Below are 21,136 nucleotides of genomic sequence, written 5' to 3'. Positions count from 1 at the left end.
CGCCCCGCCCTACACGGCCTGTTGCGGGCAGTGGGTCGCCAGGTCATTCCAGCCAGCGTACGTTCTGCAGAATCTCGTCGAAGAAACTGCGCAAGGTGACTGCAGACATGCTGTAGGGATCGAAATCTGCAGTCCCTGAGTATTTCAGGAACAGCTGGCGATTGGATTCGAGTGACGCAATCAGCCCCATCGACCAGCCGGTGAAGCGCCGGCAAGGAATTTCGCTCATGTCCAGGACCGCCGTGTCGCGGTGGCGGCCGTCTTTCAGCAAGCGGTGGTACAGCGCGTTGACGGCAGCCCGGTCACCTTCGAGCAGCTGCAGAAAGATGCCGTTGTTCAGGCACAGGGCGCCCGTGATCCCGGCGCGGGTGTTGTTGCGCTGCGAGGCCCCCAAAATGTCCTTGACGTCTGCAGGCCCCAGCACACGCGAAGACCGGCTCGCGTAGATCAGTTGTATCAACATGTGTGTCTCCAAAACGCCGAGTGTGTCAGCGCTGGCCTTGCCCGGTGGCCCGCTCGGAAAAAACCCCTCAAAACCCATCGCCGAATCCGCCCGAAGGGACTTCAAACGGACTTCGAATACCCAGGATGGGGCATGGGTGGAGGGTCTTTGCGCTCAAGAGCATCGCAGCCAGAGGGGATCGTGTAACTTTCGGTAGCTCAACTCGGTACCCGGTACGACACCCATGACGGAATTGCCGCCTCCCCTGCCTGCCGACGACGCCCTGATACAGGCGGCGCTCACCGCCCCTCTGCGGTTGGCTGCGGTGCGCGAAACCGGCTTGCTCGACAGCATCGCCGAAGAGAGCTTTGACCGATTGACCCGGCTGGCCTCCACGATCACTGGCGCTCCCGTCACCTTCATCTCGCTGCTCGACGCGCACCGCGACTTCTACAAAAGCACATTTGGCATGGGCGAGCCGTTGAGCACACTGCGACAGCTCACCGGGCGGACGTTCTGCCACTACTCCATGGTGTCTGACGGGCCCCTGGTGCTGGAAGATGCCACGCAGTTGCCCGTGTTCCGCGATGTGCCCACCGTGGCGTCGCTCGGGGTGCGCGCCTACGCAGGCATCCCCCTGAAAACCGAAGCGGGCGAGGTTCTGGGCAGCTTTTGTGCGGTTGATTTCAAGGCCAAGCAGTGGACGGAAAAGGACATCGAAATCCTGGTCGAACTGGCCCACTCCACGATGCGCGAGATCCGGCTGCGCCGGGCATTGCGCGACGCCGAGGTGCTCAACCAGCAGCTGGTCGAACAAATCCAGAAGGTGGACGCACTGAACCTGGCGCTCAACGAGCTGGCCCGGACCGACCCGCTCACCGGCCTGCGCAACCGGCGGGCATTTGACGACAGCCTGGAGCTGGAACTGGCCGTGGTGGAGCGCACGCAGTCGCCCCTGAGCCTGCTCATGCTGGACGTGGACCATTTCAAGCAGATCAACGACAACTTCGGCCACGAGGCTGGCGACAAGGTGCTGCGGTCCATCGCGCAGGTGCTCAGCGGCTGCGTCAGGATCATCGACATCGTGGCCCGGGTGGGCGGCGAGGAATTTGCCGTGATCCTGCCCCACACGGATGCACAGGGCGCCCACGAAGTCGCCCAGCGCATGCGTGTTGCGGTGGCCCAGGCCGGCTGGCTGAGCCAGCCCACCACCATCAGCATTGGTGCGGCCAGCTTGCGGGATGCAGAGAGCGCGTGCAGCCTCTTTGCACGGGCGGACGCAGCGCTGTACGCCGCCAAGAAATCCGGGCGAAACCGCGTGGTGACGGCGTGAACCGCCTGAGGGCGTTCAGCGCGATGCGCTGCCGTACGCCGAAGCGTCCACCGTGGCCACCGAACGAAAAGCCGGCTTGGCAAACAGATAGCCCTGCATCAAGTGTATCCCCACATCGAACAGAAAGTCACGCTCGGCAGGTGTCTCGATGCCTTCGGCGACGACCTTGATGTTCATTTCCTCGCACAGCCGCACAAGACTGCGCACGATGGCCTGGCGGGCGCGGTTGGCATCCACGTTGCGGATCAGGTCCATGTCGATCTTGATGATGTCGGGCTGAAAATCCGACAGCAGCTTCATGCCCGCATAGCCTGCACCGAAGTCGTCAATGGCGGTCTGGAAACCGCAGCGCTTGTACTCGCGCAGGATCTGGGCAAACCAGGGGCCGTCTTCAATGCGCTCGCCCTCGGTCACCTCAAAGATGATCTGAGAGAGCGGAAAACCGTTCGCCTTGGCAGCCTCCAGGGTCGTGCGGATGCACACCTCAGGTTTGTAGATCGCATTGGGCAGAAAGTTGATCGACACCGGCTGCGCCATCCCCAGCTCTGCTGCGCCTTTGATGGCTTTGACCCGGCAGGCCTGGTCAAAGCGGTAGCGGTTGTGGTCGTTGACCTGCGCCAGCACGGTCATCGCGCCCTCGCCACCCGGCCCCCTCACCAGTGCTTCGTGCGCAAAGACCACACGGCGCTCCACGTCCACGATGGGCTGGTACGCGTAGTCAAACTGAAACCCCAGCCCCACGGCCTTGCCGCAATCCTCGCAGTCCTTCGGAGTGCCGTCCAACGGGACGAAACCGGCGGGGAAAGAGGCATTGGACGGGGAGAGGGGAAGCACGCGCATGGCCTGGATTCTCCGTTCGATTCACCAAACAAGGGGGTAGGGCTGGATTTGACCTCACACAGGCCATTGCTTGCAAATGGCCTGTGTGCAATGAGCCTGACTGGCGCCCGGATTGCCCTCAAGCGCTGGACGCCGGGCCCACCGGTTCGGGCGGCAGCACGCCGCGCATTGCCAGGCAAAACGGCTGCACACATTCAGCCCGCGCGGCATAGGGGCAGCCCACCGTTTCGCACAGGCCGGATGCGCCATTGCGCGCACGCTCATCCTCACGCGGCACCTGGCCGCTGGCCTGCAGCACGGCCATCTGCGTCCACGGGTCCAGACGGCCCGTGGCCTGCTGGAGCATGTCGCGGCCGTACACCGTGGCGGCCAGTTGCGGCTGCAGGTCCAGCACCAGCAGCGCACTGGTGCGCGGTGCGGCGGCGTCCATGCCCTGCAACACCAAAGCCATCACGCCCGACTGCAGCGGCTGGCCGCCCCCGGCAAACGGCACCTGCAGCGCGCCGCCTGCAGCACTGGCGTTTGCGCTGGCCTGTGCTGCGGCTGCACCGGTCGCTGGCGACGCCTGCGTCGCCAGCCATGGCACCGGTGCACGCAAGGTCAGCGCCAGCCCGCGCGGCCCCTCGGGTGTCAACACCACGCCCTGACGTACCAGCCAGGTCTGCAGCGGCGGCTGGTCGGCATCCAGCGCCCCACTCTCCAGCGCCTGCGCCATGCCAATGGGCCAGGGCTGCGCGGCCACTACGCGCTGCGGCACCCCGGCCTGGGCCGTGACCTGCGCCACGAGCGCGCTCACCAAACGCTGCAGCGGCGCACCCAGCCCCGTGGCAGGCCAGTCAGCGCCTGACAACGACGCCGCCGAAGGGGTGGACACGGCGGGTGCCGACGTTGGCGCCCCCGCGGGAAGTGGGGGCGACGCCAGCGGCGTTAACGGCCCACGCGGCGCAGGTCCCGCCTTCACCCCTGAACCGGCAGCATGGCCCGCTACTTCGCGCCGTGGGTCAAAACCCGCGCCCAACTGCTCGCGCGCCTGGGCTGAAATGCTGGCCTTGTCGGCCGGTGCGGGCAAAGGCCCAGCGGGGGGGCTGGGCGAGGTGGTTGTGGGCGGCGGCGCGCTCGGGTCGGCCGTGGGCAGCGGTGCGGGCGCAGGCGTGGGTTTGTCCAGCCCCAGCAGTGCGCTCTGCCGCTGCAGCGCCGCCTCGGCCAGAAACTGGGCCACGGGCGGAAGCGCGTTGCGGGAGGGGTCGATGGGGAGGGACATACCGTACGTGCAAAGGGATGCCCGATTCTGTAGCGATTCCGCCAGTGTGAACAGGGCGCGCTGCCCACAGCGCGGCAGCTCACCAATGCGCTATTAAATACATAGCATAAAATACAATACAGTAAAGCGCCAGCGGCCTATTTGATTCAAAATCTTATCGCCCCGCCTGCCTGCCCGACGCCAGCACCCCGTGGTTCCAAACCCCGCCATGCCCCAGCACCCCTCCCTCCCGTTGTCCGACAACACGCCAGGCCCCAGACCAGCGCCTCACCGCTGGGTCGCACCCACCCTGCTGGGCGCAGTGGCGGGATTTCTGCTGTTCAGCGCGTGGATCTTTTCACCGGGCTGGGAGCGCGCATTCCGCTCCGACAACTCGCCCGCATCGTGGCTATCGAGCGCGCTGCTGCTCACGCTGTGCGTCACCGCGCTGCGCCTCACGGCCGAACGCTGTCTGCCCTGGCGGCTGGGTGTGTGGCTGGTGCTGGCCTTCGGCGCGCTGGCGCTGGACGAACAGTTCATGCTGCACGAGCTGTGGAAGTTCCGCTGCCACGAATGGATGGATGCATGCCGCTGGAGCGCCGTGCGCGAGGTGCCGATGCTGGCGGTGCCCTTGGTGGGGTTGGTCACGCTGGCCCGGCTGCACCGGGCACTGAGCCACCGCAGCACCCGCTGCCTGCTGTGGGCAGGGTTTGCCGTGGGGCTAGTGGCCATTGCGGTGGACCAATGGCCCGAGGTGCGGCCGTATTGGCCCTGGTTACCAGAGGTTCCGGAGTTGCTGGCTACGCTGGAAGAAGCGTTGGAGGTGATGGCGGAGGCACTGGTGCTGGGAGCGTTGTTGCGGCAACCGGCGGTCACCAGGACAAGCCAAACGACGGCAGCTGTCTAACCGGAATCTGTATGCGAATTTCCACCTTCCCGTACGCGCATCGGATACTTTGCATGCGAGCGGTTCGTGCCAACGCAAAGGTCGCTCTGCCACGTTGTCGGCCGCACATAGCTGCATTGCGTACGATTATTTTCAACACAGGAACGTCGATGGCACGTGCTCTTTTCCTATCTATCGCTGCTTTATTTCTCGTAGCAGGGTGCGAAAACGCTGATAGTTTGCGCATTGAGGAAACACGAAGCAAATTAGTCGGTACTTGGCTGAGGGACGATGGTACGGACGGGGAAAAGTCGCTCCGGTTGCTCTATCTAGGCGCCGATGGCAAATTCGTCGACAGCATTTCAATGTCAAATTCAGAGGGCCGCATAGAGCGCACTGAGCTTTCTGGCGAATGGTCTTATGACGGGAAAAACCTCAAACGCCGATTTCTGCAGGAGAACGGACGTCAATTTTCTGGCGGACGAATGCGGTACGCCACTTTTACGCTCGTCTCTGCGGAAACATCGGAGTTCGTGGTGAACGACAACATCGTTGGCCGCGAAGTCAGATATCGCAGGACTTTCGAGGGAGCGCAAAAGTGAGTCGAGGCACCCACACACCTCGCTCAGCTATCAAGTGCACTCCTCATCCACCCAGTGCCCCGCCCGGAACCACTGGCCACCGATATTGAGGTACCAGCGCCATTCAAAGATCGGCTCGAAGCTCATGCCGCCGGGCGAAGGGGTGTCGATGCGCAGGATGTCTGCGATGCCATCGCGGTCCAGGTCGATCTCGTGCACCAGCACGGCAGTGTTCTTGCGCTGGGGCTTGTCCCGGATGGGCGGGTCGGCGGGCTGCATCCAGCTCGTGGCGTATCGCCGGGTCTTCACCTTCACCGCGTCAGGCGGCAGCTTTCCGGGCAGCACCAGGCGGGTCAGCACCTCGGCACTGTCGGACAGCCTGGCATAGCCGCGCACGGGCTGGGCTTCTTCGCCAGGGTCGTTGAACCCACGGCCGGGGTAGTGGCCGCCGCAGTAATGGTCTTCGTTGCTGATGTCCCAATAGCGCTGGCGCACGGTGTGGGCCCCCACCAGGCCCTGGTGGGTGATGGCATAAAGGGTCAGCGCAGGGGCAAAGGCCTGGTCGGCAGAGCCCACGTCCCAGAAGCCGGTGATGTATTCGATTTCAGGCCCATTGTGGCGGTTGAACCGGCCCACGGGCGCCCCGGTAGGAATTACGCTGATGCGGGCGCCCGCCACGGCAGCCAGGCCGTCGGCATCGGTCTCATGCAGCAGGGCCACGCTGGTGTGGCTGCGAAAGTACGACGGGGCAATCGTCGGCAAGGTCGGCTTGGCGGCCAAAGGGGTCACGGCGGGAATGTGGTCCACGGCACGGGTGGCCAGCTTCAGGTCGTCCAGCGGGTTGACGGGGCGGCCCCGGTCGATCTCCTGCTCGGGCCGCAGCACCACGCCAGCGCGCATGAGCTTTTTGGCGGCCTCCCATTCAGGACGCATGGGATACTGCACCGGCATTTCATGCGCGTGGCTCTTGACCAGCGCGGGCAGCTGCAGGGCTGGCGGACGCGGCAGAGCGTTGCCGTAAGCGCGCAGGCGGTTGGGTGACGGCGCCACCCAAAAGGCGCGGGCCGCGTCCTTGCCCGCCTGGGCCAGGGTGAGGGGCTGGTCGGCCAGCAGGTTGCAGGCGATGTGAGCCTGGAGCGGCTCTGCCAGCGGGGTCCCCAGGCGGGCATCGCCCGCATAGAGCACTGCACACCAGCCGTCGCGCTCGGTGAGCTGTTGCAGCACGGTGTTGGCGGGTACTTGGGCGACGATGCGGGCCTGGGATTGAGCCGACTCGCGCAGGTTGACCCACGAGCCTTGCACATAGCGCTGCTTGGCGGGTGCTACAGCCGGGGCCGGGGCCGGGGCCTGGGCCTGGGCCCACGCGCTGACGCCCGCCAGCGCGGCAACCGCCGCAGCCGCTATGGCGACCGCTAACGCGGCGGGAACTCGGAAGCGCTGCTGGGCTTTCGATGTCGTGCTCATGTGTGTTGACTCCCTTCGCGATGGGCGTGAGTATCGCCCGCCCGAGAGACCCACTCCGGTCGAACCCTTCGGCCTGTCAGAAGCACACAGCCCGTGAGCCCACACTCAAGGCAACGACTTCACACCCTCAAACGCCGCATTCAAGGCTGCCTCAGCCGCCAGCAGCCGCTGCCGCGCTTCGCCCGACCACACGCGGTCTTTGGCCAGGGTGTCCTTGGCAACGGTCGCCATGCGCGTGACCTCCTGCGGCTGCGGCCCGCCTGTGCCGGTGCGTGTGGTCACCATGTCTGCGGGCGACAAAGCGCGGCGGAATGCGGCTTCACCCAGCGGCAGGCGCTGGTCCTTGAGGTCGTATTTTTTGCCCGCTTCGCGGTAGATGCGCACGGCTTCGGCGTACGGAAAGTCTTTCGGCCGGATGTTGCGCTCCTTGGCATACACCACCACATCCGACGCAAAGTGGTGCCCCACCCGGAACGGCACGCCATGGCTGCGTTGCAGCGCTTCAGCCAGCTCCATCGAAGTGGTCCACTCGGATTCGAGTTCGTCCAACGCGCGTGCGGGGTCGATGCGCAATGAGTCCAGCACATCGGCAAACTGCTGCAGCATCTCCACGCCCTGCACAAAGGTCTTGGCGCTGGCCGGGCTCCAAGTGTTCTTGTAGTCGATCATGCCGGGCGTGACGTTATGCGCCCGCCACAGCGACGCCTGGGCTGAGGCCACCACATCGCTGGCCTTGGCCCGCGTGTTCTGGATGATGCCGGGGTTGGCCTTCTGCGGCATGGCGCTGCTGGTGTAGGTCTTGCCGCTGGCCAGCAGCAGCCAGGGCCGCGTCTGGTGGTACTGGGTGTGCACATCCTGCATGAAGGCCCCCACGCGGATGGCGGTGGAGCTGGCGATGGACGTGGCTTCGATGGGGATGTCGTAGGTGCTGATCTGCCCCGCATCCAGCGAGTTCACGATGAGACCGTCGAACCCCAGCAACTGCGCCAGGCGCTCCCGATTGATCCCCCAGCTGGAGTTGGACAGCACCGCCGTGCCCATGGGGCTGAGGTTGATGCGGGCGTAGGCCTCGCGAATGCGCGCCGAGTCGCGCGCGAACGAATCGGCCCAGGCCATCAGATAGTGCCCGTAGCTGATGGGCATGGCCTGCACGCCGTTGGTGTATGCGGGCACATAGGTGGCGGTGTGGGCCTGCGCCGTGTTGATGAGCCGTGCGCGCACCTGGTCCAGCGCATCGGCAAAGTCCAGCATCTCCAGACGCAACTGCGCGGCATTCAAGGTGGAATGGATGTCCTGGCGGCTGCGCCCGGTGTGGATCAGCGTTGCCTCCGGGCCCACTGCATCCGTGATAATTTTTTCGACCTGCAGCACGTCGGTGGGGCGCTTGCCACCGGGTGTGGTGGCCTGGGTGATCGACAGCTCAACACCGCGCGCGATGCGACCCGCCTGGGCCTTGGGGATGATGCCCTGCTCGGCATTCACCACCGTCGATGCCATGTTGATGCGACCGAACCAGTAGAACGTGTCTTGCGACTTGGACAGCGCGCTGGTGGCGTCCCCTTTGACCACCCCCTGGATCTTGGCCACCTGCGCCTGGCACTCGGCCGTGGTCTTGCACGCGGTGTCGAGGGTATCGGCCGCGTGGGCATGGCCCATGGCGAAGATGGCGGCCATCACCGGGGCGATGAGGAAACGGGACGGGCGCGAGGTGATCTCGCCCAAGGTGGGGCGCTGCAATGACGGCATGGGTTTTGTCTCCTGAGTTCCTGCGCACTAGCTTGCGCATCTGCGGGAATAAGATTCGTTAGTTGAATGAACCCCGGGCAGGCTTGCGTCCACCCGAAGGCACGCGATCGTTGCACAGCAGTCACCACAGGGCCAATGCTTCTTTTTCAACAAGATTCAAATTTTGAATACCCCATGCCAGACCTGACGCCCTCCGTCCTGTTCAATCGCATCCTGGGCCGTGTGCGCCTCAAGCACCTGCAGTTGGCGATTGCGATTGCCGATTTGCAAAGCCTGCACCGCGCGGCCTCTGCCATTGGCCTGAGCCAGCCCGCAGCGACGCATGCGCTGGCGGAGCTGGAGAGTTCTATGGGCGGCGCCCTCTTTGAAAGGCACGCCAAGGGCATGCGCCTGACCCGCCTGGGGGAGGCGGTCCTACCGCTGCTGCGCGCTTCGCTGGTGCCCCTGCAAGCGGCTGCTGGCAATGCGGCGCTGATGCAGCAAGGGGCCGCGTCCGCGCTGATCCGCATTGGCAGCATCGCGGCGGGCATCAACGGGTTGCTGACGGCCGCCATCCCGGCCTATTGCGCCCTGCACCCCAGCGCCGCCATCGATGTTCACGAAGTCACCATCGACAACCTGCTGGAGAGCATCCAGGAAGGAACCCTGGACCTGGCGATCTGCCGCGAACCGACCCCGCTGCCGCAGGGGTTCGAGTTTCACGCCGCGCTGCCGGATGAATTCGTCATCGCTTGCCGCCCTGAGCACCCTTTGGCGCAACAGGCAATCGTCACGTCCGCCGAGCTGCTGTCACAACGCTGGCTGAGCCCACCACTCACAGGGCTGGGCCCACAACAGGTGGATAGCCTGTTCGACGATTTAGGCGGGGTGCCGGAACTGTGTCGCGTGTCGAGCCGCTCGACGGAAATCATCTACGCCATGCTGGCGGACAGCGACATGCTCGTCTGCGTGCCAGCGAGCCTTGTGCGGCCCTTGGTGCGGCGCAAAAATCTGGCCGTCTTGTCGTGGAAACCCCAGGACGTGAGCCCTCTGGGTGTGTTGGTGAAAGCGGCGGTGTGGGCGGATAGCTCACATCCCTGTCGTGCATTCATCGAGCATGTGCTCGGTGTGCTTGACGTGTTGGCCATCGGCAAAGAGCCCGAGCCTGGCGCGATGTGCCCCGGCTGAACACGGGCAGGCGATTGCACGCCAGGGCAATTACTTCTATTTTGATAGCAACAAATCCAATACAGTAAAGCGCTAGCAGGTAATTTACCAAAAACCCGCCCCCCCCCCCGAAGCCCGACCCCACAACCGCGCCACCTTGTGGCGCCCTCACCATGCCAGCGCCTACCCCGTTGAACCTACCCGCCAAGATTTCGATCGCCGCGCTCGCGGTGCTGGGTCTGCTGGGCGGATCGCTGATCGTGGCCCACGCAGGCTTTGCGACATCACCACGGCGCGGCGGGCCGTCCACCTTCGTACCGGCGCCCGAGGCCTACATCCTGTCTGCGGTGATGTATGCGATGTCTTTCCTTGCGCTCTGGGTCTTGCTGCGAGACCGCCAAGCATCCAAGGCCACCACCCTGGCGGCAATGGGCGCCTACGGCGTCATGGCCTGGGCCACGGTGCATGTAATAGTCGCCTGGTAGGCCGTCCAATCTGCTCACACAACGGCAGCAGCCAACGGACAGCAAACAGGAGCGCCCTGGCAGGCTATGCAGCCAGGGCAGGCTCGGCAGCCGCTGGTGCAAGCGGTTGCGCTTCGATCACGCGCGCCAGCAAGGCCCCGCTGTAGTGCGCAGGCAGCGCAATCCACACACGCACGGGGCTGCCCTGGGCTACGTTGACCGGCTGGCCTTCGACATTGCGCATCTCCTGCAGCCGTACGGTGATATTCCCACTCGGGTGGACCACCTCAATCAGGTCTCCCACCGCAAAGTGGTTCTTCGTCTCCACCTGCACCCAGTCCCCTTGCAAGCCCACATCGGCCTGCCCCTCAGCACCCAACACCTCACCCACATACTGGCTGCGCTGCGTGGCCGAGTGGCCGTTGATGTAGTTCTGGTAATCGTTGCTGGGGCGGCGCTCCAGCAGGCCGCCGGTGTAGCCGCGGTTGGACAGGCCTTCCAGCTCGATCAGCAGCTCGGGGTTGAAGGGGCGGCCCGCCACGGCGTCGTCAATGGCGCGGCGGTAGACCTGGGCAGTGCGGGCCACGTAGTACAGGCTCTTGGTGCGGCCTTCGATCTTGAGCGAGTCCACGCCGATCTGCGCCAGGCGCGCCACGTGCTCCACCGCGCGCAGGTCCTTGCTGTTCATGATGTACGTGCCGTGCTCGTCTTCCATGATGGGCATCATCTGCCCGGGGCGGCCAGCCTCTTCGATCAGGTAGACCTTGTCGGCCTTGGGGTGGCGCTGGCCGTTGCCGGTGGTGGAGAACGACTGCTCGGCCTTTTGCTGCGCGGCCTCGAAGTTGAAGTCGCCTTCCATCTTCTGCGCAATGGCTTCGCCCGTGGTGGGGTCGATGTCGGCGTCGTGCGTGGCGTAGTTCCAGCGGCAGGCGTTGGTGCAGGTGCCCTGGTTGGGGTCGCGGTGGTTGAAGTAGCCGCTGAGCAGGCAGCGGCCCGAATACGCAATGCACAGCGCGCCGTGCACGAACACTTCCAGCTCCATGTCGGGGCATTCCTGGCGGATTTTTTCGATCTCGTCCAAGCTCAGTTCGCGCGACAGGATGACGCGCTCCACGCCCATCTTCTGCCAGAACTTCACGGCCGCCCAGTTGGTGGTGTTGGCCTGCACCGAGAGGTGCACCACCTGCTCGGGCCACTTTTCCTTGACCATCATGATCAGGCCCGCGTCGGCCATGATGAGGGCGTCGGGCTTGCAGTCGATCACGGGCTCGATGTCGCGCAGGTAGGTGCGGATCTTGTCGTTGTGCGCAATGAGGTTGCTGGTCACAAAGAACTTCTTGCCGCGTGCATGCGCCTCGTCAATCCCTTGCTTGATCTGCTCCAGGCGGAACTCGTTGTTGCGCGCGCGCAGGCTGTAGCGCGGCTGGCCGGCGTACACGGCGTCGGCGCCAAAGTCGTAGGCGGCGCGCATCTTGTCGAGTGAGCCGGCGGGCAGGAGCAGTTCGGGGGCTTTGAGGGTGGTCATGGGGTGGCCCAATCTAAAAATCGTCGGGGGTCGGGTTCAGCGGGGCATCAGGGGCAGGCCCGCGAGCATGCCCACGGCCTGCGCAGGCAGTTCTTCGGCGTCAAAGGCCTTGTCACCATCGGCGTCGGCCACGCCGTTGGGTACCAACCCCTTGAAGTCGAACTGGCGCGGGTCCATGAAGTGCGAGGGCACCAGGTTGCGCAGCGCCACGGCCATGTTCTCGATGCGGCCGGGGTACAGCTGCTGCCAGTCGCGCAGCATCTGGCCGATCTGCTTGCGCTGCAGGTTCTCCTGGCTGCCGCAGAGCGTGCAGGGGATGATCGGGAATTTGCGGTGCTCGGCCCAGCGGGTGAGGTCGTCCTCGGCCACATAAGCCAACGGGCGGATGATGAGGTGGTCGCCGCGGTCGCTCTGCACCTTGGGCGGCATGCCCTTGAGCTTGCCGCCGAAGAACATGTTCAAAAAGAACGTCTGCAGCATGTCGTCGCGGTGGTGGCCGAGCGCAATTTTGGTGCAGCCCAGCTCGTCGGCCACACGGTAGAGGATGCCCCGGCGCAGGCGGCTGCAGAGGCTGCACATGGTTTTGCCCTCGGGGATGTGCTCCTTGACGACGCTGTAGGTGTCCTGCGTCTCGATGTGAAAGGGCACGCCCACCTGGGTCAGGTACTCAGGCAGCACATGGGCCGGAAAGCCGGGCTGCTTCTGGTCGAGGTTGACGGCGATCAGCTCGAACTTGTGGCCGTTGCGCTGCTGCAGCAAACGCAGCACGTCGAGCAAGCCGTAGCTGTCCTTGCCGCCCGACACGCACACCATCACCTTGTCACCGTCTTCGATGAGGCCGAAGTCAGTGATGGCCTGCGCGACCTGGCGCACCAGGCGCTTTTCGAGCTTGAGCGCGGCGTGGGCGGCGGCTTTTTGAGCAGCATCGTCGGCAGGTGCCGTGTCGGCGGGCAAGATAGCGTTGTCGATCATGGTGGGCTGCCTGGAACGGCACTGCGTTGCCGCACTTCAGAGCGGCAACAATTGCTATTAATTAGATAGCACCTGGCACTTGACCATCAAGCGCCAGGTGCCAATTTTCCTACAAACCGTTCATTCAGCGCGAATCTCTCACCCTTGGGTGGGCGTTGCAAAACCCGCAGCGCGCGAAACCGGCGCGGCCCAGACCAAAGGCCGCCGCGCAAGGGCCGCCCCGCCGCGCTGGCGGCGTCCACCTTGGGGGAAGGCGCCGCAGGCGACTCAGGGGGGCAGCTACTCTAGGCTTCTGCTGGGTAGAACATCTTGCGGGTGGGCACGTTCTCGACTGCCTTGGCGATGGCGCCGATGTGGTCCGGCGTGGTGCCACAGCAGCCGCCCAGAATGTTGACCAGCCCCTCGGCCGCGAACTCATGCACCAGGCGGCTCGTGATCTCGGGCGTTTCGTCAAACCCGGTGTCGCTCATCGGGTTGGGCAGGCCGGCGTTGGGGTAGCAGCTGATGAAGGTGTCCTCGGCCACGCGGTTCAGCTCCTGGATGTAGGGGCGCATCAGCGTGGCACCCAAGGCGCAGTTCAGGCCTATAGCCAGCGGGCGGGAATGGCGCACGCTGTGCCAGAAGGCCGTGACCGTCTGGCCCGAGAGGATGCGGCCCGAGGCATCGGTGACGGTGCCGCTGATGATGAGCGGCAGGCGCTGGCCGCTGTTCTCGAAGTACTCGTCGATGGCGAACAGCGCGGCCTTGGCGTTGAGCGTGTCGAAGATCGTCTCGACCAGCAGCACGTCGGAGCCGCCCTCGACCAGCGCTTCCACCTGCTCGTAGTAAGCGGCGCGCAGCTGCTCGAAGTCCACATTGCGCGCGCCGGGGTCGTTCACGTCGGGGCTGATGCTGGCCGTCTTGGGCGTGGGGCCGAGGGCGCCTGCGACAAAGCGGGGCTTGTCAGGCGTGCTGAACTTGTCACAGGCGGCGCGGGCCAGCTGGGCGGACTTGAGATTCATCTCGCGCGCCAGGTGGGCCATCTTGTAGTCCTCCTGCGCGATGGTTGTCGCGCCGAAGGTGTTGGTCTCGATCAGGTCGGCGCCTGCAGCCAGGTAGCGCTCGTGGATGTCGCGGATCACATCGGGCCGGGTGATGCTGAGCAGCTCGTTGTTGCCCTTCACGTCACGCGGGAAGTCCTTGAACCGGTCGCCCGCCCCATCCGGGCCGTTGTAGCCTTCGCCCCGGTACTGCGCCTCGCCCAGCTTGAAGCGCTGGATCATGGTGCCCATGGCGCCGTCGAGGATGACGATGCGTTGGGCAAGGATGTCGGGCAGTTGCGCGGCGCGCGTGTAGGCAAGCGTTTTCATCCCCCGATTGTAGAAAGCCCCCCGGGGCTGCCGGTGGCCCAGGGGCTTTCTCACCCACACACGAGCGTGTAGCGTTGCTTGGCCAGCCGCGTGGCGCCCAGGCGGTCATAGAAACGGATGGCGCCCTCGTTCCACACGGGCGTCTGCCACTGCATCGCCTCGCAGCCCAGCATTTGGGCGCGGTGCCGCACAGCGGCCATCATCTCTGCGCCCCGGCCGCAGCCACGCGCTTCAGGCTCCAGGTACAGGCAGTCCAGATGCAGGTAAGAGCGCGCGGCGAGAGTCGAATAGTCCAGCGTGGCGCTGGCATATCCCACTGCCTGCTCACCCCAATAGCCCAGCCAGGCGAACAACCGCCCCGCCTCCAGCCCCTGGGCCAGCCGGTGGGCATGGCCGTCGGCGCTGTACGGGATGCGCTCGTACGCCGCGTGGGCGGCGCACAGGTCGGCCAGCGCGGGCGCGTCAGCGGCGCCTGCGGCGCGCAGGGTCCAGCCGGTGCGATGCGGCGGATGGCTCAGCATGCGCACTCGATGGCGGGGCGGGCCGACGGCATGGCGCCGCGCTCCGGGCCGGTGGCTACAGGCTGGCCGTCGCGGATCCAGAAGTCCAGCCCGCCCAGCATCTCCTTGACCGTGAAGCCCAGCCGCGCCAGCTTGTACGCGCCCCGGGTCGAGCCATTGCAGCCGATGCCGTCGCAATACGTGACGTAGACCTTGCTGCGGTCGAGGTGCGCCGTGCTCTGCTCGTCCATGGTGCGGTGGGGAAAGCTGATGGCGCCCGGCACATGGCCCTGTTCGTAATGCGCCGTGGAGCGGGTGTCGACCACCACGATGGCGTCGATGCCGTTGCGCAGGTCTTCGGCCACGTCCCAGGCATCGGCGTGGTAGCTGAGCTTGGCGGCCATGAAGTCCCGCGACTGCTCGGGGCTGGGCGCGGGGAACGCCAGGACGGCGGAGGCGGGGGCGGAGACGGGGGCGGCGTGGGTCATGGAAAAGTCCTCTCGTGTGGATGTGTGGTGTTGCGGTGGGATGAAGTGTCCGACGATTTGGCCTGATTGATAATGCCAATCCTCCGTCACAAATAAGACCAATTACCGATGAAACCACGGCTGTTGCTCACGCTGCTGGAGGACGCCCACGGAGGCGGCCGCCGGGAGCGCCTGTGCGCGGCGCTGCGCGAGGCCGTGCGCACCGGCCAGGCCGTGCTGGGCGAACGCCTGCCCTCCACCCGCGATCTGGCGCGCGACCTGGGTCTTTCACGGGTCACGGTGGAGGCGGCCTACGCCCAGCTGGAAACCGAGGGCTACCTGCACCGGCATGTCGGCCAGGGCAGCTTCGTGGCCATCGACATGCAGCGTGCCGGGGCGGCGCGGTCCCGGGCGGGCCGTATGGCCCCGGCGGCGGCACTGCCCGCGCTGTCTCGGCGCGGGCAGCGCATGGTCGATACCGGCGGTTGCGCCGAGCCCGACCGCGCCCGCGCGTTCGTGGCGGGCAGCCCGGACCTTGGGGCCTTCCCGGTCGATCTGTGGCGCCAGCTGATGCAGCGCCGCCTGCGCCAGGACGCCGGGCCCCTGCTGTTCTACGGTGACCCCCAAGGCCTGCCCGCACTGCGCGAGGCCATCGCGCGCTACCTCGCGCAGTCGCGCGGCGTGCGTTGCCATGCGGGCCAGGTGCTGGTGCTGACCAGCTCGCAACAGGCCCTGCAGCTGCTGGCCGCGACGCTGCTGGACGAAGGCGATACCGTCTGGATGGAGGACCCGGGCTACGCAGGCGCGCGCACCGCGTTCCACGCCAGCGGGGCCCAGGTGGTGGACATGCCGCTGGACGGCGAAGGCGCCCAGCTGGTGCCCACCCAGACGCCGCCACGCCTGATCTACCTCACGCCATCGCACCAGTTCCCCACCGGGCGCGCCATGTCCCTGCAGCGCCGCCTGGCCTTCATCGACCACGCACAGGCCACGGGGGCCTGGCTGATCGAGGACGACTACGACAGCGAATTCCTCTACGACCACCAGCCCACGCCCGCCTTACAGGGCCTCGACGCGCACGGCCGCGTGCTCTACATCGGCACGTTCTCGAAGTCCTTGTTTCCTTCGGTGCGGCTGGCCTACATGGTGCTGCCCGAACCGCTGGTAAAGCCCCTGGTGACCGCCCGCACCATCTACGACGGCCACCCTTCGCAGCCCATGCAGGCGGTGGCGGCCGACTTCATGGACCAGGGCCACTTTGCGGCCCACCTGCGGCTGATGCGCCAGCTCTACCGCAGCCGGCGCGACGCCCTGCTGCAGGCGCTGCACACCCACCTGCCGTGGGCCGAGCCGCTGGACAGCCGGGGCGGGCTGCAGATGGCCGTGCGGCTGACCGAGGGCAGCGAGCAGCAGCAAACGCGCCGCGCGCTGGCGCGCGGCATTGCAACCCCCAGCCTCAGCGAGCTCTACCATGCAGCGCCTCCCATCGCGGGATGGCGGCTGGGCTTTGCCGCCATCCCGCCTGAGGTGATCGAAAGCGCTGTCCGCGCGCTGCGCTGACCCCCAACCAGCGGCGCAGGCCCGCAGCGCACAATACGGGCCTTGCATCGCACGGTTCGTAGCACGGGCCCGCACACAAATTTTTGGCTTTATTGGCGTCCAGCGCAGGTGGGTCCAGCGTGGGGCGCTCTCATTTTCAGAGTATTCGCTTGGTGTCTCGCCCGTCTTCCGTGTTGTCCCCTGCCCAGTCTGTCTTGCAGGATGTCTTCGGCTACGAACAGTTCCGCGGCCCGCAGCAAGCCATCGTCGAGCATGTGATTGGCGGCGGCGACGCGCTGGTGCTGATGCCCACGGGCGGAGGCAAGTCGCTGTGCTACCAGGTGCCGGCCATCGTGCGCCAGCAGCAGGGGCGCGGGGTGACCATCGTGATTTCGCCGCTGATCGCGCTGATGCACGACCAGGTGGGCGCGCTGCACGAGGCGGGGGTGGATGCGGCGTTCCTGAACTCGACGCTGAGCTACGACGAGACCCAGGACGTGGAGCTGCGCCTGCAGACCGGCGACCTCACGCTGCTGTATGCCGCGCCCGAGCGGCTGAACACGCCGCGTTTCCTGGGCCTGCTCGACAGCCTGTACAGCGGCGGCCACCTGAGCCTGTTCGCCATCGACGAAGCGCACTGCGTCAGCCAGTGGGGCCACGATTTCCGCCCCGAATACCGCGCGCTCACGCTGCTGCACGAGCGTTACCCGCAAGTACCGCGCATTGCGCTCACCGCCACGGCCGATGCGCTCACGCGCGAGGACATCGTCGAGCGGCTGCAGCTGCAGGATGCACGGCTGTTCATCAGCAGCTTTGACCGGCCCAACATCCGCTACCGCATCGAGGAAAAGAAGGACGTCACCACGCAGCTGCTGCGCTTCATCGAGCGCGAGCATGCGGGCGAGGCGGGCGTGGTGTATTGCCAGTCGCGCAAGCGCGTGGAAGAGCTGGCCACCACGCTGAGCGACGCGGGCATCACCGCCCTGCCCTACCACGCGGGTCTGGACACGAAAGTGCGTCAGAAGAACCAGGATCGCTTCCTGCGCGAGGAAGGCATCGTGATGGTGGCCACCATCGCGTTCGGCATGGGCATCGACAAGCCTGATGTGCGTTTTGTGGCCCATGTGGACATGCCCAAGAACATCGAGGGCTACTACCAGGAAACGGGCCGCGCGGGCCGCGACGGGCTGAACGCCGATGCCTGGATGGCCTACGGCCTGAATGACGTGGTCAACCAGCGCCGCATGATCGACGAAAGCCCGGCGGGCGAGGAGTTCAAGCAGGCGCTGCGCGGCAAGCTGGATGCGCTGCTGGCGCTGGCCGAGGCCACCGACTGCCGCCGCGTGCGGCTGCTGGCGTATTTTGGAGAGCAGTCCACGCCCTGCGGCAACTGCGACAACTGCCTGAACCCACCGGCGGTGTGGGACGCCACGGATGCGGCACGCAAGCTGCTCTCCACCATCTACCGCGTGAACCAGGCCAGCGGCATCAGCTTTGGCACGGGGCACATCATGGACATCCTGCGCGGCAAGAAGACCGAGAAGGTCGCGCAGTTCGGGCACGAAAAAATCTCCACCTTCGGCATCGGCGCGGACCTGACCGAGCCCCAGCTGCGCGGCGTGCTGCGCCAGCTGATCGCCACCGGCGCGTTAGGCCTGCAGAAGGTGATGCTGGACAGCGGCCACAGCTTTGACACGCTGTGCCTCACCGAAGGCTCGCGCGCGGTGCTCAAGGGCGAGGTGCCGGTGCAGTTGCGCGAGTCGGTGTCGTCCGCACCGGCCAAACGCACGCGCACCCGCAAGGGCACGGGCAGCGCGCCGCCCGCCGCGGCCGCCAATCTTGGCCCCGATGCGCAGGTGCGTTTCATCAACCTCAAGGCCTGGCGCGCCGAGGTGGCACGCGAGCACAACCTGCCTGCGTATGTGATCTTTCACGATGCCACTTTGGCCGCGATTGCCGAGCGCAACCCCGGCACGCTCGACGACCTGCAGGGCATCAGCGGGATGGGGGCGAAAAAGCTGGAGGCGTACGGGGCAGACGTGCTGCGCGTGGTGCGCGCGGGGTAGCCCCGCTGCCGCGCTTTGCTGCCCCGCGATGCGATGCGTGCGGGCCTACGTGAACAGATCCTTCGCGCTCAGGCGCCCGACGCCGCCCGCGCCCGCAGGGCCCGGATGCCTTCTGAAAAACGCCGCAGCGTGGGCGTGCTGTCGCCCGGTGGCACCATCAACTCGATGAGCTGAAAGCGACCGCGCTCGGCAAACGCGGCATCGAGCGCCGCCTTGAACTGCGCCCGCGTGTGCACCCGGTGGCCGCGCCCGCCCAGCGCATCGGCGGCCTGGGCCAGGTGCCAGTCGCCCAGGGCGGCGCAGCGCGATTCGGTCTGGAAGGCGCGGATCATTTCCCAGGTCTGGTTGTTGAGCACGATGGCGATGGGGTCCAGCCCCAGGCGCGGGCAGTTGCCCAGCTCCCAGCCCGTCATTTGAAAGGCGCCGTCGCCCACCAGGATCAGGCTGCGCTGGCCCGTGGCCACCTGCGCACCGATGCCGGCCGGCACGCCGAAGCCCATGGACGCGTAGTAGCCCGGCGCCACCAGCGGGGTGGGCAGCAGCTCCATCGCAGCAAACAGGCAGTCGCCAATGTCCGCGACGATGTTCATGGGGCCGTGCGCGCGGATGCGGTCGTTGAGCGCGCGGGAGAGGTCGGCCGCACACACGGGCGCATCGTCGGCCACCAGGCCTTCGGGGCAAGTGGGCGGGGGCGGCAGGGCGCGCGGCGGCTTGGCGCCTGCGGCCGGGGCGCGGGCCAGCAGCGCTTCCACCAGCGCGGCCAGCGGGATGTTCGGGTACAGGTGGTGGCCCACGCGCGCCTCGCGGTGCGCGGTGATGAGCGCGCGGCGAAAGTCCATGCGCTGGGCGCTCACACCAAAGTTGCTGTCCGACAGGATGGCACCCAGCATCACGGGCAGGTCGGAGTCGTCGAGCAGCGCGCTGGTCTCGGGCGCGCCCGCCACGCCCAGGTAGGTGCCGTGCAGCTGTACGCCGGAGTGCACGCCCTCCTCCGCCAGCAGGCCCCGGCCCATGAAGGTGGTGAGCACCGGCAGCTGCAGGCGCCGCGCGAGTTCGGCCACGCGGGCTTCCAGGCCAAAGCGGCGCACCTCCACGTCCACCACCAGCACGGGGCGCTGGGCTGCCTGGATGCGGGCCATCCATTCGTCGGCGCACTCGGCCACGGCGGCTTCATTGAAGGGGCTGGGCGGCAGCAGGGGCACCTCGGCCATGGGGTGCAACGTCATGTCGCGCGGCACCTCGATGAGCACGGGCTGCGAGTATTCGCGGCAGCTGCGCAGCACGCGGGCCAGCTCGGCGGGCGCGGTGGCAGGGTCGGACAGGCGCACCTGGTCGCAGGTGATCTCGCGGAAGATCCGCCATTGCGAATCGACATGGCGCACCTGGTGGTGCAGCACCAGGCCCGAGTGCGCCTCGACCTCGCCGGGGCAGCCGGCCAGCACCACCAGCGGCGAGCGCTCGGCATAGGCCCCCGCCACGGCGTTGACCACGTTGAGCGCGCCCGCGCCGTAGGTGACGGCCACCACGCCCAGGCCGCAGTGCATGCGCGCGGCGGCATCGGCGGCAAAGCCCAGCGAGGGCTCGTGGCTGAGCGTGACCAGGGGCAGGATGCCGCTCTCCTCGATCTGCTTGAACAGGGGGAGGATGAAGTCGCCGGGGATGCCGAAGATTTCGCGCGCGCCATGGGTTTTGAGCGCGTGCAGCAGCTGGAGGCCGAGGGGGGTCATGGACGTGTTCCTTGCGGGTGATGCCGGTGTGCGGCGGTGGCGGATGATCCACGCGGCGTGACCAAGGCGGCTCTGATGCGCATCAAACCCAGCGACTCCTAGCGCGAGTTCGCAGATTCGTTCTGTTTTCGACCTAGAAGCGCAACAAATCTGCGCGAAGCACCGACCAAACCCGGAGCCCCGCCCGCTCAGGCCCGGCGCAGCGTGAAGGAGGGGAACCACGCGGCCAGTTGCTGCTGGTGCGCCGTGGTCAGCGCCCAGGCCGGTGCGCCAGGTGCGCGGCATTCCTGCAGCGCCCAGCGGCGCACGCCGCGCGCGGCCAGGGCCTGGGCCAGGTCCAGCAACTCATCCACACCAAACAGGCCCGCGTGCCAGGTGGTGCGGCATTCGTGGTCGGTGCCATAGGCCAGAAGCACCTCCAGCCCGGCCCAGGCGCGCGCACCGCTGCCGGGCGTGGCGGTGATGGCGTTGTAGCGCTGCGGCAGGGCCTTGATGTCCAGACCCACCCAATCGAGTTGCGGCAGCAGTGCCGCCAGCCGCTCGGGGTACATGCCGCCGGTGTGCAGGGCGGTCTGCAGGCCCAGGCTGCGCACTGCGTTCAGCGCCGCGCCCAGGCCCGCCTGCAGCGTGGGCTCGCCGCCCGAGAAAACCACGCCGTCCAGCAGGCCGCGCCGGCTTTCCAAAAAGGCCAGCGCCTGCGCCCAGGGCTGCGAGGGCGGTTCGGTGGCATCGAGCAGTTCGGGGTTGTGGCAATAGCCGCAGCGCCAGGGGCAGCCCTGGCAATACAAAACGGCCGCGAGGCGGCCGGGGAAATCGATGGTGGTGAGCGGTGTCATGCCGCCCAGCCGC

At 66.5% G+C, this 21,136-nt stretch carries 19 protein-coding genes; 7 read left to right on the top strand and 12 right to left on the bottom strand.

What is annotated here, in order from left to right; all coding sequences use genetic code 11:
* Positions 1 to 43: 43 nt before the first annotated feature.
* Entirely contained in the window at positions 44 to 463 is a 420-nt protein-coding gene (locus KW832_RS20545) for a BLUF domain-containing protein (protein ID WP_055398776.1), read from the bottom strand.
* Between the two features lie 223 nt (positions 464 to 686).
* On the opposite strand from KW832_RS20545, the gene KW832_RS20540 reads away from it, so the two are divergent.
* Positions 687 to 1,775: a sensor domain-containing diguanylate cyclase gene (locus tag KW832_RS20540; RefSeq protein WP_218301314.1), complete on the top strand. Its 1,089-nt coding sequence runs from the start codon at positions 687 to 689 to the stop codon at positions 1,773 to 1,775.
* Between the two features lie 15 nt (positions 1,776 to 1,790).
* On the opposite strand, the gene KW832_RS20535 is transcribed toward KW832_RS20540, so the two are convergent.
* A complete protein-coding gene (locus KW832_RS20535) occupies positions 1,791 to 2,615 on the bottom strand; it encodes an EAL domain-containing protein (RefSeq protein ID WP_218301315.1) in 825 nt (274 codons plus the stop codon).
* A 118-nt stretch (positions 2,616 to 2,733) separates the two neighbouring features.
* Positions 2,734 to 3,876, bottom strand: a complete 1,143-nt coding sequence (locus KW832_RS20530) for a hypothetical protein (RefSeq protein ID WP_218301316.1) — start codon at positions 3,874 to 3,876, stop codon at positions 2,734 to 2,736.
* Positions 3,877 to 4,084: 208 nt separating this feature from the next.
* Between KW832_RS20530 and KW832_RS20525 the strand changes: the two genes are divergently transcribed.
* Both KW832_RS20525 and KW832_RS20520 read left to right on the top strand, forming a co-directional pair.
* Complete coding sequence (locus KW832_RS20525; RefSeq protein ID WP_218301317.1) at positions 4,085 to 4,762, top strand: hypothetical protein; 678 nt, start codon at positions 4,085 to 4,087, stop codon at positions 4,760 to 4,762.
* A gap of 11 nt (positions 4,763 to 4,773) precedes the next feature.
* A complete protein-coding gene (locus KW832_RS20520) occupies positions 4,774 to 5,343 on the top strand; it encodes a hypothetical protein (protein WP_218301318.1) in 570 nt (189 codons plus the stop codon).
* 30 nt (positions 5,344 to 5,373) lie between these two features.
* On the opposite strand, the gene KW832_RS20515 is transcribed toward KW832_RS20520, so the two are convergent.
* Together KW832_RS20515 and KW832_RS20510 are read right to left on the bottom strand one after the other, a co-directional pair.
* On the bottom strand, positions 5,374 to 6,786 hold the full coding sequence (locus KW832_RS20515; protein ID WP_218301319.1) for an SH3 domain-containing protein: 1,413 nt from the start codon (positions 6,784 to 6,786) through the stop codon (positions 5,374 to 5,376).
* Positions 6,787 to 6,891: 105 nt separating this feature from the next.
* Positions 6,892 to 8,532, bottom strand: a complete 1,641-nt coding sequence (locus KW832_RS20510; protein WP_218301320.1) for an argininosuccinate lyase — start codon at positions 8,530 to 8,532, stop codon at positions 6,892 to 6,894.
* A gap of 174 nt (positions 8,533 to 8,706) precedes the next feature.
* Here KW832_RS20510 and KW832_RS20505 point away from each other — a divergent pair, with 174 nt between their 5' ends.
* Both KW832_RS20505 and KW832_RS20500 read left to right on the top strand, forming a co-directional pair.
* The gene (locus tag KW832_RS20505) at positions 8,707 to 9,699 is read left to right on the top strand and encodes a LysR family transcriptional regulator (RefSeq protein ID WP_255577872.1); all 993 of its coding nucleotides are present in this window, start codon (positions 8,707 to 8,709) and stop codon (positions 9,697 to 9,699) included.
* Between the two features lie 152 nt (positions 9,700 to 9,851).
* On the top strand, positions 9,852 to 10,163 hold the full coding sequence (locus tag KW832_RS20500) for a hypothetical protein (RefSeq protein WP_147433788.1): 312 nt from the start codon (positions 9,852 to 9,854) through the stop codon (positions 10,161 to 10,163).
* 64 nt (positions 10,164 to 10,227) lie between these two features.
* On the opposite strand, the gene yegQ is transcribed toward KW832_RS20500, so the two are convergent.
* The 5 genes from yegQ to KW832_RS20475 form a co-directional block, all read right to left on the bottom strand.
* Positions 10,228 to 11,667 carry a tRNA 5-hydroxyuridine modification protein YegQ gene (gene yegQ, locus KW832_RS20495; RefSeq protein WP_218301322.1) on the bottom strand — a complete coding sequence of 480 codons (1,440 nt, stop codon included), beginning with the start codon at positions 11,665 to 11,667 and terminating at the stop codon, positions 10,228 to 10,230.
* A 36-nt stretch (positions 11,668 to 11,703) separates the two neighbouring features.
* Entirely contained in the window at positions 11,704 to 12,639 is a 936-nt protein-coding gene (gene ttcA, locus KW832_RS20490; protein WP_218301323.1) for a tRNA 2-thiocytidine(32) synthetase TtcA, read from the bottom strand.
* 284 nt (positions 12,640 to 12,923) lie between these two features.
* Positions 12,924 to 13,988, bottom strand: a complete 1,065-nt coding sequence (locus KW832_RS20485; RefSeq protein ID WP_218301324.1) for a homocysteine S-methyltransferase family protein — start codon at positions 13,986 to 13,988, stop codon at positions 12,924 to 12,926.
* A gap of 50 nt (positions 13,989 to 14,038) precedes the next feature.
* Entirely contained in the window at positions 14,039 to 14,509 is a 471-nt protein-coding gene (locus tag KW832_RS20480) for a GNAT family N-acetyltransferase (protein ID WP_121508878.1), read from the bottom strand.
* A complete protein-coding gene (locus KW832_RS20475) occupies positions 14,503 to 14,976 on the bottom strand; it encodes a rhodanese-like domain-containing protein (RefSeq protein ID WP_121507941.1) in 474 nt (157 codons plus the stop codon). The genes KW832_RS20480 and KW832_RS20475 overlap by 7 nt, the downstream gene beginning before the upstream one ends.
* A gap of 108 nt (positions 14,977 to 15,084) precedes the next feature.
* Between KW832_RS20475 and KW832_RS20470 the strand changes: the two genes are divergently transcribed.
* Together KW832_RS20470 and recQ are read left to right on the top strand one after the other, a co-directional pair.
* The gene (locus KW832_RS20470; RefSeq protein WP_218301325.1) at positions 15,085 to 16,515 is read left to right on the top strand and encodes a PLP-dependent aminotransferase family protein; all 1,431 of its coding nucleotides are present in this window, start codon (positions 15,085 to 15,087) and stop codon (positions 16,513 to 16,515) included.
* 173 nt (positions 16,516 to 16,688) lie between these two features.
* Complete coding sequence (gene recQ, locus KW832_RS20465) at positions 16,689 to 18,560, top strand: DNA helicase RecQ (RefSeq protein WP_121507943.1); 1,872 nt, start codon at positions 16,689 to 16,691, stop codon at positions 18,558 to 18,560.
* A 68-nt stretch (positions 18,561 to 18,628) separates the two neighbouring features.
* Here recQ and ipdC read toward each other — a convergent pair whose 3' ends face one another.
* Both ipdC and KW832_RS20455 read right to left on the bottom strand, forming a co-directional pair.
* Positions 18,629 to 20,287: an indolepyruvate/phenylpyruvate decarboxylase gene (gene ipdC, locus KW832_RS20460; protein WP_218301326.1), complete on the bottom strand. Its 1,659-nt coding sequence runs from the start codon at positions 20,285 to 20,287 to the stop codon at positions 18,629 to 18,631.
* A gap of 188 nt (positions 20,288 to 20,475) precedes the next feature.
* A complete protein-coding gene (locus KW832_RS20455; protein ID WP_218301408.1) occupies positions 20,476 to 21,123 on the bottom strand; it encodes an anaerobic ribonucleoside-triphosphate reductase activating protein in 648 nt (215 codons plus the stop codon).
* Positions 21,124 to 21,136: the final 13 nt, after the last annotated feature.

This window comes from Acidovorax sp. sif0632 (assembly GCF_019218805.1).
Lineage (GTDB): Bacteria > Pseudomonadota > Gammaproteobacteria > Burkholderiales > Burkholderiaceae_C > Acidovorax > Acidovorax facilis.
Note: the sequence above shows the minus strand (reverse complement) of the source record. Positions and strands in the feature narration are given on the sequence as shown.